Source organism: Leptospira montravelensis, from assembly GCF_004770045.1.
In the GTDB taxonomy this organism is placed as follows: Bacteria; Spirochaetota; Leptospiria; order Leptospirales; family Leptospiraceae; genus Leptospira_A; species Leptospira_A montravelensis.
This window is the reverse complement of record NZ_RQFO01000009.1, coordinates 237,702-251,146: the sequence shown is the minus strand read 5'-3', so window position 1 is coordinate 251,146 and position 13,445 is coordinate 237,702. Positions and strand designations below refer to the sequence as shown.

13 protein-coding genes are annotated in these 13,445 nt (G+C 38.1%); 5 read left to right on the top strand and 8 right to left on the bottom strand.

Going from position 1 to position 13,445, the window contains the following annotated elements:
* Positions 1-696 carry an ABC transporter ATP-binding protein gene (locus tag EHQ31_RS07705; protein ID WP_135574693.1) on the bottom strand — a complete coding sequence of 232 codons (696 nt, stop codon included), beginning with the start codon at positions 694-696 and terminating at the stop codon, positions 1-3.
* Positions 689-2,041, bottom strand: coding sequence for an ABC transporter permease (locus tag EHQ31_RS07700; protein WP_208652743.1), 1,353 nt, complete (start codon positions 2,039-2,041; stop codon positions 689-691). Before EHQ31_RS07700 ends, EHQ31_RS07705 begins: the two co-directional genes overlap by 8 nt.
* A gap of 60 nt (positions 2,042-2,101) precedes the next feature.
* Between EHQ31_RS07700 and EHQ31_RS07695 the strand changes: the two genes are divergently transcribed.
* Together EHQ31_RS07695 and EHQ31_RS07690 are read left to right on the top strand one after the other, a co-directional pair.
* A complete protein-coding gene (locus EHQ31_RS07695; RefSeq protein WP_135574695.1) occupies positions 2,102-3,088 on the top strand; it encodes a hypothetical protein in 987 nt (328 codons plus the stop codon).
* Positions 3,089-3,093: 5 nt separating this feature from the next.
* Complete coding sequence (locus EHQ31_RS07690) at positions 3,094-4,113, top strand: LIC_10230 family protein (RefSeq protein WP_135574697.1); 1,020 nt, start codon at positions 3,094-3,096, stop codon at positions 4,111-4,113.
* 13 nt (positions 4,114-4,126) lie between these two features.
* On the opposite strand, the gene EHQ31_RS07685 is transcribed toward EHQ31_RS07690, so the two are convergent.
* From EHQ31_RS07685 to acpP, 6 genes are read right to left on the bottom strand one after another with little or no spacing between them, the layout of a single operon-like run.
* Positions 4,127-4,867, bottom strand: a complete 741-nt coding sequence (locus EHQ31_RS07685) for a toxin-antitoxin system YwqK family antitoxin (protein WP_135575062.1) — start codon at positions 4,865-4,867, stop codon at positions 4,127-4,129.
* Positions 4,842-5,738, bottom strand: coding sequence for a mechanosensitive ion channel family protein (locus tag EHQ31_RS07680; RefSeq protein ID WP_135574699.1), 897 nt, complete (start codon positions 5,736-5,738; stop codon positions 4,842-4,844). Before EHQ31_RS07680 ends, EHQ31_RS07685 begins: the two co-directional genes overlap by 26 nt.
* Position 5,739: 1 nt before the next feature.
* A complete protein-coding gene (gene aroB, locus EHQ31_RS07675) occupies positions 5,740-6,831 on the bottom strand; it encodes a 3-dehydroquinate synthase (protein WP_135574701.1) in 1,092 nt (363 codons plus the stop codon).
* Positions 6,828-7,292: an NUDIX domain-containing protein gene (locus EHQ31_RS07670; RefSeq protein ID WP_135574702.1), complete on the bottom strand. Its 465-nt coding sequence runs from the start codon at positions 7,290-7,292 to the stop codon at positions 6,828-6,830. The genes aroB and EHQ31_RS07670 overlap by 4 nt, the downstream gene beginning before the upstream one ends.
* A complete protein-coding gene (gene rnc / locus EHQ31_RS07665) occupies positions 7,289-8,017 on the bottom strand; it encodes a ribonuclease III (RefSeq protein ID WP_135574704.1) in 729 nt (242 codons plus the stop codon). The genes EHQ31_RS07670 and rnc overlap by 4 nt, the downstream gene beginning before the upstream one ends.
* Positions 8,018-8,070: 53 nt before the next feature.
* Positions 8,071-8,304 (bottom strand): acyl carrier protein, encoded by a 234-nt coding sequence (acpP, locus tag EHQ31_RS07660; protein ID WP_002974954.1) that lies wholly within the window; start codon positions 8,302-8,304, stop codon positions 8,071-8,073.
* Between the two features lie 379 nt (positions 8,305-8,683).
* Between acpP and EHQ31_RS07655 the strand changes: the two genes are divergently transcribed.
* The 3 genes from EHQ31_RS07655 to EHQ31_RS07645 all read left to right on the top strand — a co-directional run bounded on the left by EHQ31_RS07655 (position 8,684) and on the right by EHQ31_RS07645 (position 13,381).
* Entirely contained in the window at positions 8,684-10,240 is a 1,557-nt protein-coding gene (locus EHQ31_RS07655) for a sulfurtransferase (RefSeq protein ID WP_135574706.1), read from the top strand.
* 110 nt (positions 10,241-10,350) lie between these two features.
* Positions 10,351-12,255: a DUF1538 domain-containing protein gene (locus EHQ31_RS07650; RefSeq protein WP_135574708.1), complete on the top strand. Its 1,905-nt coding sequence runs from the start codon at positions 10,351-10,353 to the stop codon at positions 12,253-12,255.
* 1 nt (position 12,256) lies between these two features.
* Positions 12,257-13,381 (top strand): P-II family nitrogen regulator, encoded by a 1,125-nt coding sequence (locus EHQ31_RS07645; RefSeq protein ID WP_135574710.1) that lies wholly within the window; start codon positions 12,257-12,259, stop codon positions 13,379-13,381.
* Positions 13,382-13,445: the final 64 nt, after the last annotated feature.

Here is a 13,445-nt window from a genome sequence, read left to right as displayed (position 1 = left end):
CTAAGTAACGGGAGTTAGCTGTCCCGACACAATTCGATTTCGTTTGTGTGCCATAGAGGCAAGTTCCAAGTCATGAGTGACAAGAATCAAAGAAAATTTAAATTCATTCTGCAGTTCTTTAATGAGATCCATCAAATGACGTGAGTTATCACGATCCAAGTTTCCTGTTGGTTCATCAGCCAAAATAAGTTGTCTTCTACCCACAAGAGCCCTTGCCACACCAACTCTAGCACTTTCTCCCCCAGAAAGTTGCGAGGGAAAACTTTCTGTTCTTTCCCCAAGCCCTACTTTCCTTAAAATTTCAGTAGCTTGTTGTTTAGCCAAACCTGGATTCATTCTTGCAATGAGAAGTGGCATCATTACATTTTCCAAGGCAGTAAAGTCAGGCAACAAAAGATGTTGTTGGAAGATAAAGGAAATTTTTTCTGCACGAAAACTTTCCCTTTGTTTTTCATTTAAGTTTTTTAAGGAAACACCACAAACTTCCACCTCACCGTCGTCAAACGAATCCATAGCACCTAGAATATTCAAAAGTGTAGATTTACCAACACCGGAAGCACCTTCTACAGAAACGATTTCTCCTGGCATCACTTCAAAATCTAAGCCAGAGATGATATGGTATTTTTTGTCCACAACCTGATAGTATTTTTCTAACTTGCGAACCGAAACAGTTGGTTTTACATTCATATTAGTCATTTCGTATTGTATCCACAGGATTTAGATTGGCCGCCATACGTGCCGGAAAATAACCAGCAAGCCCAGAGAGGATGGTTGCTGCCGTTGTGACCATAAAGATAAAGGAAATATCAATATCTACTGGGATATGATCGAAGTAATAAATATCTTTTGGTACAAGTTCCACAGGATCCCAATCTCCAGGATTTAGTAAACCACCGATCCCATTAATGATTTCAGAAATGATATTGATGATGACTTCTAACTTGGTAGCAATAAAGATTCCAGTCATCCCACCTACAAGCGATGACAATATTCCCACGATCATTGCATTCAATGTAAAAATCAAAAGGATATCATTGGAGGCAAGTCCAAGTGCTTTTAAGGTTCCTATGGATCTACGTTTCGCACGAATGAGTGAGTGAACTGTTGCCACCATTCCCAGTGCCGCAAGAACTATGAAAAGAAACACAATGATGGAGATGATTGTTTTTTCAAGTCTAAGTGCCGCTAAAAAGTTTTCCTGTTCTTCGGCAATGGTTCTTACTGACCAGGAAGTTTCATCTTGGATTTTCTGATTCCAATTATCTTCGTTTAACCTGGATAAGATTCTTTGTTTAGTGACTTTTAAATCATCAAGAGAACGAACCTTAATGGCAACTTGATTGACAGCCCCTTTCATTTTAAAAAATTCTTGGGCTTGTGGGAGAGACAAAAATACAAATTTTGAATCGTAATTATAATATCCCGTTTTAAAAAGTCCCACCAAACGAAAAGTTTGTACGTTGACTTGGACCCCACGTTCTACAGTAAACCTTCCACCAGGTACTGCCATCGTAATTTCACGACCCAGTCCATATCCATAAATGGCACTCATTTCCTTTCCTACCACTACCAACTTTTTGGTATTGATGGATTGGATTTCGTCTCGGTCATATTGTAAGATTCTTGGAAAATTTGGTAACCCGTTCTCCACTAATTTTTCAACCGAATCCACGGGGACCGCTCGAATCATAATGGGGTTAAAGTTATTATTACTTTGAATGAGTCCATGACTCGTTATGTTTCCTTCCACAGAAACAAACGATTCAGCCAGTTTCGGATCTGACTTTAGATGAGCGATGACCTTTTCATAATCATAAATGGCCCCTGACCCATAAGAGTTCTCAATTGTAATATGAGGCCCGCCTTGCCAGAGAGATTCTTTTACTTGTTTTTGGAATCCGTTGAAAATGGAGAGGACAACGACAAGAAGCCCCACTCCGACTGCCATAACAATGAACGACAGCCTGGATTTGATAGAGAGGAATCCTAGTACTCTGGACCCTCGGATGTAACGGATTGTGATTAAAGAGACAATTCCCATGATGACCTAATCTTTTTGACAGCTTTCTTCTAAAGATGGATACTGTCAAAAAAGAACCTTATGCCTGAGACACCAAACTATTATTCTGTCAAAGTAAACCTTCGAGACGAAGCCAATATGGTCTATACCATGATTGCTGCTGTCATTGACCCGGTTGAAACCAAATCGGTGAAGTTTGAGGGAGTCTCGTGTACAAGCCCACTATCCCTTTTGCCTGTTCGGTCTACATTCCAGGACTTTTATAACCGTACGCAACGGGTGATCTACAAAGGGGAACAACAGAAAAACATCACCAAATCGCTTCAGGAACTCATAAAAACCAAATTTGGGTCAGAAAGTTTCTTGGAAGAGATTCTTCACTATATGGATCACAACCTAACGGATCGATTGGACTTTGTTTTTAGCGAAATTCACAAAAGGACCTCAGGAAACTCTGAACCAAAAGTGGAAATTCATTTCGAACTCATTGATCCAAGTGAAATTACAAAAACCACGGTGGATGAGGAAGAAATTGCAAAAAAAGAAGCACCTCCTCCAACACCGGTCCCGCAAGCCTCTGGATTTTTGATCCCTGCTGACAAACAAATTGTTCAATTCAAATTCCAACTTTCCCCGGTCAACGGTGTTCCTCTTGTGGAACTCAAAGCAGGAGACAATGTTTACATTCGTTTGGTGCCAGGAGATGGAATCACTGATTCCATTATTAATACTTTGGAACTAAAAGAAGAATCTGGCGCCATTAAACAGATCCCAGCCAAAATCGTAAACATATCGAATAACAAGAATTTTTCGGAAGTAGTCATCAAAATCAACGAACAAATTTATGGTAAAATCATCGAAGAGGAAAACTCTGTAAAAATCAAAACAACCGATAGCCAACAAGGTGCTGCCAACATTATGAATTCTGTTGCTTCACCAACTGTTGCCGTTTCAAAAGCAAAACAAAACCCAACACTTTCTGCAGATGAAAGTTTTCATTTGTGGCCCTATATAATCATGTTAGTTGTTCTTGCCATTGGTATGATGACTATCTTTGTAATTTTATAATCTCTATGGAAAAATTTAAAAAAAACCTCCCAATCGTTACACCTATATTCATTGCACTCATAATCATTCATTCTCTATTTGTTGATTATTCGTTCCAATTTCCTGATTTTATATCTTCTGACGCTTCTGAACAGACAGTCGAGTCAATGAGACCAAAAGTGATTTCTGAAAATGGTGTATTAAATCGAATTTCTTATTTAGAAACATTTTTAGTCGATTTAGAATCTAGAGAACTTCCTGTAGATACAGAACAAGAAGAAACTAAAGACAATATCAAAAGAGTTCTTGTAGGCCAAAAGTTACTGCTTGGATTCTATTTGTTTTATCTGTTATTAACCTTTTCCACAGCAGTTTCATATGGTTTCCGGGTTTGGTTTCATAAATCATTAACTAATGTTTTTTATCCAGTTTCCTTTATTGTTTTAGCTCCAAAAGTTTTTTTCCAACTCAACTTAATGTTACAAAAGGAAGTATTATCTTACTTCTATTTTGCCTTTCTGGTTTTCACTTATATATTGAGCATTATCTCTTACCGTTTGATTCTAAAAAACAAAGAACTGGCTGAAGGATTTCAATCACTACAATTTTCCTCTTCCTTAGAAGAAGAGGGAAGATCACCAAGCAATACAAAAACAGGTTCGATCTTTGCACCCGTGTTTCATGTTGCCATTATCATTTTAATTGGAATTTTGATAGGGAACTTAATTTACATCCCACTATTTCTCTTACAAAAACATTATGTAACTGAATTTAGTTATTTTATTTTCTTTTTGCTCGGGCTGTTATCTTTGTTTTATATCTTCAATTACAAAAAAGTAGGTGGAGAACCAAACAATAACAATTGGAAAGACCTAGCGGTTAGTTTTGCTTATTTACAATTTAGATTTTTAAGGAATAGCTTTTTTGCAGCGTTTAGCACTGTGTTAATTGTCCTGTTTGTAACATTTTTATTTAGTTTGTTACTATTTAATATAGACCTAATTCAAAACCACTTAGGTCTTTTTGGCAAAGCTACAGAATTTTAAAATCTTTGAGTGCCTATTGGCACTCAGGTTCTTTACCTTTTTTCACCAAACACCAAACATCACCATTCGGATAATAAGTTGTGCGTGAAATGAGTTCGCCTGTAGCAGAATAATTTTCCGAAGCTTCTTTGGCTCCTGTAGGATAATAATAAAACCATTCTCCAACTTTCTTATCATTATCATAACTGCCTTTTTCTTCCACTTTGGTATCAGGATAATAACGCACCCAGTCCCCAGTGCGGAGTCCGCCGTCAAAAAACCCTTTTTCGTTCAACCTACCGCTGTGAAAATATCTTTGAAAAGATCCTGTTTCATTTCCAAGTTCCGCCGTTTGGATCCAAAGTTGTTTTTTGCGATTCCCTGCTTTGTAGTTTTGTTCAATATAGAGTTTACCATCGGAAAAATAAAACTTCCATAGGCCATCTCGGTCTCCATTAGAAAATTTTCCTTCCATAATGGTAATTCCCGTCAGGTAGTTTAATTTTTTGCTATAACCGTCTGGTAACCCAAGGGAGTTCACAGGAAACTCAGCAATTAAGTTTCCATTTTCAAACCACTCTCGGTTGATACCATCGCTCGTATAACTATAGTAATTTGTTTTTTTATTATAAACTGCTTCTTTAGGAATTGATTTTGGTTTTGTATTACCACCTTTGCAGGGGCCAAAAACAATTCCGGATAAAAATACTAATAAAAGTAAGGATACAAAGATCCAAATGGAATTATCTTTAATGGGAGTGGATGTAGATGTCATTTTCATTTTTGAACTTTGTAAGAATTTCTTTGGAGATAAGGATTCGATTGAGACGTTTGGACCTAATAGGTGTTAAATATCTTAAACACATTAAAATAGTTCCTTCTGGTTCTAAGGAAGTATACACAATGGGAGTTGTTTTGCCAAGTCTCACAAGATAGTTTTTTGACATCTCGCGAATTTTTGACTCTACCAATTCAGGGGCCAAAACCAATTCTTCATGAAGGATTTGAGAACAAATTTTTTCAGCTTTTTCCCAATTGGAGTTTAATTCCAAATACACCTTAAACTCATCCCAAACAAAATCCATAGTTTCTGAAACGATAAAAAACCGGTGTAGTACAATGTTATAATTAGGGAAATGAATGAGCCTATTTGTGGACTGTTCAAACCTTGGATCTGATGCAATTTCAAGTAATGTGAATTTAAAAAAACCTATATTAACCACATCACCTTTGATGTTGTCGATTTCAATTCGGTCCCCCACCTTAAATCCGTTAGAGCCCATAATCATAAACCAACCCACCATATTGAGCCAAACTTCTTTCAGTGAAATCACAATCCCCGCACCGGCTAGACCAAGGACGGTAGGAAGAAGTGATAAACTGGAAAAAATTAAAGGTAAGTAGGCGATTCCAAAAACCAAAAGGAAACCCATTCGAGCCACTTTCCGGCGATTGTATTCGTGTACGGCATCAGGTGCAGGTTTGATTCTCTCAACGAGAATCATCGTGATCTTATATGAAAATATGGCAAAAACCACCATATAAGCAAAAAGGATCATGGTTTCTGCAACGTCACGATTGGAATTTCGTAACAGAGTTAATGGATTCAAATCCAAATAGAATTCTTTAAGACTTCCTCCGCCCATTCTATAACTTTCCTTTCTGACGTTTTAGAATTTCCAAAATTTTCTTTCGTTCTACAGATACTCCAAATTTTGGTTTCCCGAAATCTTCCAATAGAACAAATTTTAAAGAAGAACCTTCCTTTTTTTTATCATGTTCCATATGTTTTAGAATTTCTTCAGGTTTTTCTTCCAAACGAGTTGGTAACTTCAACCGTTTCATCAAAGCAATTGCTTTTTGGAAATTTGATTCAGAAAAACCGACTAATTCACAAGACAATAGTAAAGCAGTCACAAGCCCAACGGCAACTGCTTCTCCATGTGAATATTTTTTGTATTGGGTTAAGGATTCAATCGCATGTCCCGTTGTATGGCCTAAGTTTAAAACCGCACGTAAACCAGATTCTTTTTCATCTTGTGCAACAATTCCAGATTTAACCCGAACCGACTCTTCGATCGCATAACGAAGGATTGCTGAATTTGCAGAATAATCGACCCGTTCCGATTCAGCTATTTTATTTAAAAATTCACCACCGTCAAGAAACGCGTGTTTTGCGATTTCCGCAAGCCCGCAACTCCATTCCTTTTCTGGTAAAGTAGATAAAGTAAAAAGAGGAGCAAAAACAAATTCTGGTTGGTAAAAGGCACCTACCATGTTTTTTCCTGAATCTACATTGACAGCGACTTTTCCTCCCACAGAGGAATCCACACATGCCAGAAGTGTAGTAGGAACTTGAACAAAACGTACTCCTCTTTGGTAGGTGGCAGCAATAAATCCAGCGAAGTCACCCACCACCCCACCACCGAAGGCGATCACAACCGATTTTCTATCGGCGTCAGTTTCAATGAGTTGGTTGTAAACTTTTTTTACCCGGTCAATGTGTTTGTTCTTTTCGCCCGATTTTAAATAAATAAAAGAAAAAGGAACGTTTAGGGAATTTAGTTCTTTAGTAATATATTTTTCGTAAATCCCAGCAATTTCGCGACTGGTTAGAACATAAATCTTTGAAACTTTGGGAAGGGAATTTAATTTTTCGGACAGACCTTGGAAGTCTTCGTGTAATTCAATTGGGTAACGAAACCCCTGCCCAATAATTTCACATTCAGATAACTTCATGGTTCATTCACCCACGGGCTAGAAATATATCTAGGTTTATTTGTACTTTTAGCTCGGAAGTAATGTTTAATATCAGGGCGAATGTCCATAGACAAAATTTCTTTCGTTGTAAAGTAACCGAATCCAGAAATTGCTTTTTCTTTTGGATTCAAAATAGGTAACAAATCTTTTACCTTGGTTAAAAAAACAATTTGGATCAAGTGGCGTTTTTTATTTGGATCGATAGATTCGTTTAAAAATAAAAAATCCATTTGGCTCACTTCCAGAGACAACTCTTCGTTTAGTTCTCGTTTGAGAGCTTCTTCTCCCGACTCACCAAATTCAATTCCACCTCCAGGCAGAAGCCAATAACCTGATTGTTTTTTTTGCTGTTGTACAAGCAAAATCTTTCCCTTTGGATCTTGGATGAGGGCTGCAACACGAACTCTCATCGATTTGGATTTTAATAAAAAATCGATCATAGTATTTTTAAATAACGTAAGGCTGCCTTTGCAGCCATCTGTTCGGCACGGCGTTTGTTTTTTCCTTCCCCAGTGGTTCGGAAATGATTTTCACAGGCCACAGAGACTAAAAACTCTTTGTCGTGGTCAGGACCCTCTTCTTTCATAACAGAATATTCAGGTAATTTTTTCCATTTCTTTTGGCAAAATTCCTGTAAAATGGTTTTGTAATCTTTTGTCTCTTCGGCATTTTCGACTCCCTTTTCCATCACTTGAAAATGAGGTGTGAGGAACTTTCGGCAACTCACAAGGCCTTGGTCCAAATATAGTGCACCCAGAAAGGCCTCAAAACAATCTGCTTGGAGGTTTGTATTCGATTCGCCTTTTTCTCTTTCCCCTCTTCCGAGTAATAAAAATTCAGGAAACCGGTAAGTCCTAGCTAACTTTGCAATGGCAGGTGCCGAAACCATTTTACTTTTTAATTTGGCTAATTTGCCCTCTTTTCCTTTGGGGAGGGATTGGTATAAAAATTCGGCAGCAAGGATCCCGAGGACAGAGTCTCCTAAAAATTCCAATCTTTCGTTATCAGCAAGATAACGATCAGAGTCCTCATTTGCAAACGATCTATGAACAAATGCTAGGTGGAGGAGGGAAAGGTCCTTAAACTGTGTTTTTGTAAGAGATTGAAGTTCTTTGAGAGAGGAAATTCTTTCGGGGGGAAGTTTGATACGTATCGAGTCAGACAAGGTACAAAGATCCGGGTTCCTCTATTCGGGGAACCCGGTTTTTGGATTGGGAATTACCCCTTAAGTTTATCGATGAATTTAATTACATCGCCTACGGTTTGGATTTTTTCTGCGTCTTCATCAGAAATCTCCACACCAAACTCTTCTTCAAGAGCCATAACTAGTTCAACTGTATCAAGAGAGTCAGCACCAAGATCATTGATGAAGTGAGCTTCAGGTGTAACTTCTGATTCATCAACACCAAGTTGTTCTACGATGATTGACTTAATTTTTTCGAAATCTGCCATTTTATATCCTCCAGGCCACTGTTAATCAGTGGGGCAAGTGTTAAATCGTTTTCCGCTAGGTATATATGTACGCCTAGCGTTTTTTTAAAATGAAATTGTCGGAATTTTTGGCAAGTCTAAATAGATTATTTTCCTCTTGAAACCTTTGACATCATTCTAACATCACCTAACTCAAATTAATCTGATTTGAAATCGTTCGAATTGCTGAGAAATAAGTGGCAAACACACTGGCATCCGGCCAATTTCCAAAATCCTAGTCCTAATTCCAAGGCTTTGATCCATTTTAACAGATTTATATTCTGTTATAACGAATTCACCTTCCCTTTCCCGCTAGGACCTAAGAAATCAACCGCAAGAAAAAAAAATAAAGGAGAACTCCATGATTCAAAAATGGACCCAAACACTGACTGCTTTCCTCCTACTTTCCTTCTCGGTTTCTTGTGTCGAAAAGAAAGAAGACAAAAACACTTTATTGGCTGCTTTACTTTATTTGGCCGCCAACCAAATCAAAGTCAACACGGCATCCGATTTGGTGAACGAATCTGCCGATGATTATAACCAAAACAATTGGGGACTCATCACAGGCTCTACCTTAAACCGATTTGTATCAGATTGGCCAGCAAACAAACCGAATCATATTACGGGAAACCTCATCGTATTACAAACAGATCGAGCGAACAAAGCAAATGGCGGATCTGAGGTTTGGAACCCCTATGTGAAATCTGATGTTTCCAAAGGGGTGTACGTTTATGCTCTCAATGACTACAAACCATCCGGTTTGCCAAGTGGTGGGTTTCGTTTCAATCAAACCAGAGATTCTGGACTATTCTCCAATTCAGTGCGTTACCAAGCAAATGGTGAATTTGTAGATGATTGGCTGAACACTTATGGAATTAATCCTACAAAAGATTTAATCGTATTTGCCGTTGGAACAGGAAACTCTACTAACAATAGTGAAGATGCCATTGCCGATTCGGCACCAGCAGCAGCTTCGGCAGCGGGTGGAGTGCAAGACATCACTCGTGGGGTATATTGGCTAAGGTATTGGGGAGTTGATATAAAACACCTTGCAATCTTAAATGGAAACTTACGAAGTAATTTCTCACAAATTTACCCATCACAAACAAGTTCCTCTAAAAGTACACTTCCCGGAAAAGGAAATTTTACGGTCAAAAGCATTCGAGTGGATAATACCATTATTACCTCTGGTTTAGAGGATATTTATGAGATTGCAAAAAACAATCTGGAAGCACAAATTCCAGGTCTTACCACCAAACAATTTTTAATCGATGCAAGACCAACTGCACAATGGGATGGGTCAGCTGCAGGAAGACTTGATGATGATTCTGGCACTACCACCGCAGGGTCAAATCCAAATGGTAATCGAACAGCAATCACCACATCTTACCTACATTCTGGTGCACCGGATGCTGCAGGAAAGAAATATATCCCTTTTGAGGGACGTATCAAAGGATCTACCACTTTTCCTTGGTTAGCCTTGTTTGAGGGATTCACTGACACGGGAGCTTTATCCACTTCAGCTGCGGATGCTTTTGCTATCGGTTATCGATACAAATCAAAGGCGGCTTTGAAAACGATTTTTGCAAACAAAGGTTATACTACCGGTTCTACCGTTGTCAGCCAATGCCGAACTAATTTTGAAGCACAAGTAAATGGATTTGCTGCGCTGAATATTCTCGGATATCCAAGCACTTATTATGATGGATCTTTAGTGGAATGGACAGCCCTTGTTGCGGGACATGGAACTTCTTCTGTCAACCAAGTCCCAAGTGATTTTAAATGGAGAACAGACACTTCTTCCGTTTCAACAAATCTCTGGTATAACGCCTCAACTATCATTGTTCGTCCCGCTATCAATCTTACAGCAACAACCACAAAAAAATTCATTCAAGAAGATAAGGCTTATAAGTACTAATCTCTTTCCCAGTTTGCACGTTTCGTCTCCTGGCATTCCTTGCCGGGAGACATTCTTTTTGCATTTTAAAATCCCTTTGCAAAATTGTTTTTGTCTGACAGTTTGTAATAATGGCAAGGAATGAAAAAGAAGAATCCATTCATATAGGATTCAAAGAAGCGATTACGCTTATACTTCCCTACTTTCGAAAAAAACTTTGGGAGCAAACCAAAGCCGTCATCTGGATAGTCCTGTATCTTGCACTCTTTCAATTATTTATTTTGCGAATCCCCATCAAAGAGGCAGGTCTCATTACATTAGGCATCTCTGCAGTAATCCTAGGTTTGGCCTTCTTTTTGGAAGGACTGTTTTTGGGCCTCATGCCCTTAGGTGAGGCATTGGGACTTCGCCTTCCACAAAAATTAGGTATCCTAAGTATTATCCTTTTCTCTATATTGATGGGAGTTGGTGCCACATTAGCAGAGCCAGCAATCGCCATCCTTCGCGCCTGTGGGAGTAAGGTCGCTCCTTGGGATGCTCCTTTACTTTATTTTTTATTAAATGAAGGCTCCCACTACCTCTACTTATCTATAGCTATTGGAGTTGGAGTGTCTGTTGTCTTTGGGATGTTAAGATTTTTATTTGGATTTTCTTTAATGCGAATCCTTGTGCCCACCATAGTTATTCTGTTAGGTGTAAGTATTTATGCATACTTTGATGAAAATTTAAAATTTATATCTGGCCTTGCATGGGATTCGGGAGCTGTGACCACAGGACCGGTTACTGTCCCGTTAGTTGTTGCTCTAGGAATTGGAATATCCAAGGTAGCAGAAAAAAATGACCAAAGTAGTGCTTATGGAGTCGTGACCCTTGCTTCTCTTTTCCCCATCCTCTCTGTGTTTTTAGTAGGAATGTATTTTTCTGGAAAACTACCTAAACCCATGTCGGAAGAAGTGTTTTTTAAACAAGGAATCAAATTAGAAGAAGCAAAACTTCTACTTGGAGACTCATATAAAGTCTCTTCTACAAAAGAAGTATTGTTACCTAAAAAAATCAATCCACCTGAATTATTCAAAAAGGCAAAAGAAAATATCTTTGAAGCTTTCGAATTAGCAATCCGAGCCATTTTACCTTTATCGATTTTTTTAATTTTATTTTTAGGATTAATTCTAAAAGAAAAAATATCATACCCCGAAGAAGTATTTTTGGGAATAGGATTTTCTATCATTGGCCTTAGCATTTTTAACTTTGGAATCATCTTCGGATTAAATAAACTCGGTGACCAAGTAGGAGGAAAACTTCCTTCGACGTTTCGTTCCATTGAACTGATCGACTCCACAAAATTTATTCCAAACTTTAACCCGAAATCTGTTTTGAAAGCTGTCAACGAAGACGGAAAAGAAGAAAAGTTCTTTTATCTCAAAGAAAGAAAATCCTATACAAGTATCCCATACCATGAAGAAAACTGGAATCAAAAAAATAAAATTTATGAATATGTTCCGATCCACGGACCTATTTTTGGAAAAGAAGACAATTTATTAGGTTACTTAGTTGTTCTTGTATTTGCTTTCTTTTTGGGATATAGCGCAACACTCGCTGAACCTGCATTATCTGCTTTAGGAAATACAGTAGAAGAAACAACTGTTGGTACATTTCGAAAATCTCTCTTAATCCAATCTGTGGCGGTTGGGGTGGGATTAGGAACTCTCCTTGGTATGTTAAAAATTTTATTAGAAATCCCTTTGGTTTGGATTGTTGTTCCCATTTATCTTTTACTTCTCGTTTTAAATACATTTAGCAAATCTGAATTTATTGATATAGCTTGGGATAGCGCCGGAGTAACCACAGGACCCATTACTGTTCCACTGATCATCGCAATGGGACTTGGAATTGGCAACCAAATGGGCACTGTTGACGGATTTGGGATTTTAGCCGCTGCATCAGCATTTCCCATCTTATCTGTTTTGATTATGGGTATGATTGTTGAGAATTCCCGTAAACTTTCGTTACGTGATTCAGAATTAAAAGAGAAATAGAATGCATTTCAGACAAAAAGCGATTAGAATCACGGCAATCGTACATAGAGATTTAACTGACCTTGTTGTTTCCGCATTAAAACGAAATAACATCCACTATTTCCATATGGAACCAGGAAGGTATCCAGTCCTGGCCAAACGAGGCTGGCTTCTTTTTGATTTTTATCAAAATCATTCTATCATAGATACACCTGTTACCATCTTTGAAGTTTCCTGTGAAGCAGCTGCTGAAAACATTTTACTTTCTCTTTTCCGCGATGCTGCAGAATTAAATATTCCGGGACATGGAAGTGTTTATTCAGAAGCTATTGAATTCCATAGTCCCGTCCCTACGGATTACATTGTCACAACGGAGAAAAAAACAAAAACCATTGGCTTTTCAGGACTCACTGGCATTTTTTGCATTTTACCGCGCGGTTCAGCAGAACCCATTGCTCGTTTGATTCTACAAAATGGCGTGGCAGTACCTACCATAAGTTATGGAACAGGGACGGGTTTACGGGATCAATTAGGTCTTTTAAGAATCACAATTCCTAAAGAAAAAGAAATTTTAAAATTAGTTGTCCACTCATCCGATGCAGAACATGCGATGGACTTTATTATCGAGGTGGGAAGATTGGATTTACCAGGTAGAGGATTTATTTTTGAATTCCCAATTGGTCACGGTTTACTGAATACTAAAGTCAGTTTGGAAGGACCCAAACAAGCAGCTAGTATGGACCAAATCATTTCCGCCTTAGATCAGTTATATGGAAATATGGAATGGCGAAAAAAATCAAATCAATTTAGACAATCGGCACGTCACAGAAATTATTTTGAAGGGGTAAATGTGGTTATCAACTGTAAAGAGGAATCTATTGAATCCACCCTTGCGAATCTGCGAAAAGTAGGAGTTTCTAGTTCCACAATCTCTCTCAATAAATTAGTTCATTCCCAAAATGAAAAAAAAGCATTTACACCTGCAAGAGAAGCAGCCAATATTCTGATCCCGAAGAAAAATTTAACAGAAGTAATCAGCTTATTGGAAGAAACAGGATTTTTCGGAGAAGAAACAGAAGGGATCGCCTACACGATGGAAATTCCAAGAGCTTTCTCTTACCAATCGAAACTTGGCAAAAAAAAATAAAAATCCCCTCATCTCGAAATTCGAAATCAGGGGATTCGTTATCATAATTTGATAGTAATTAAAA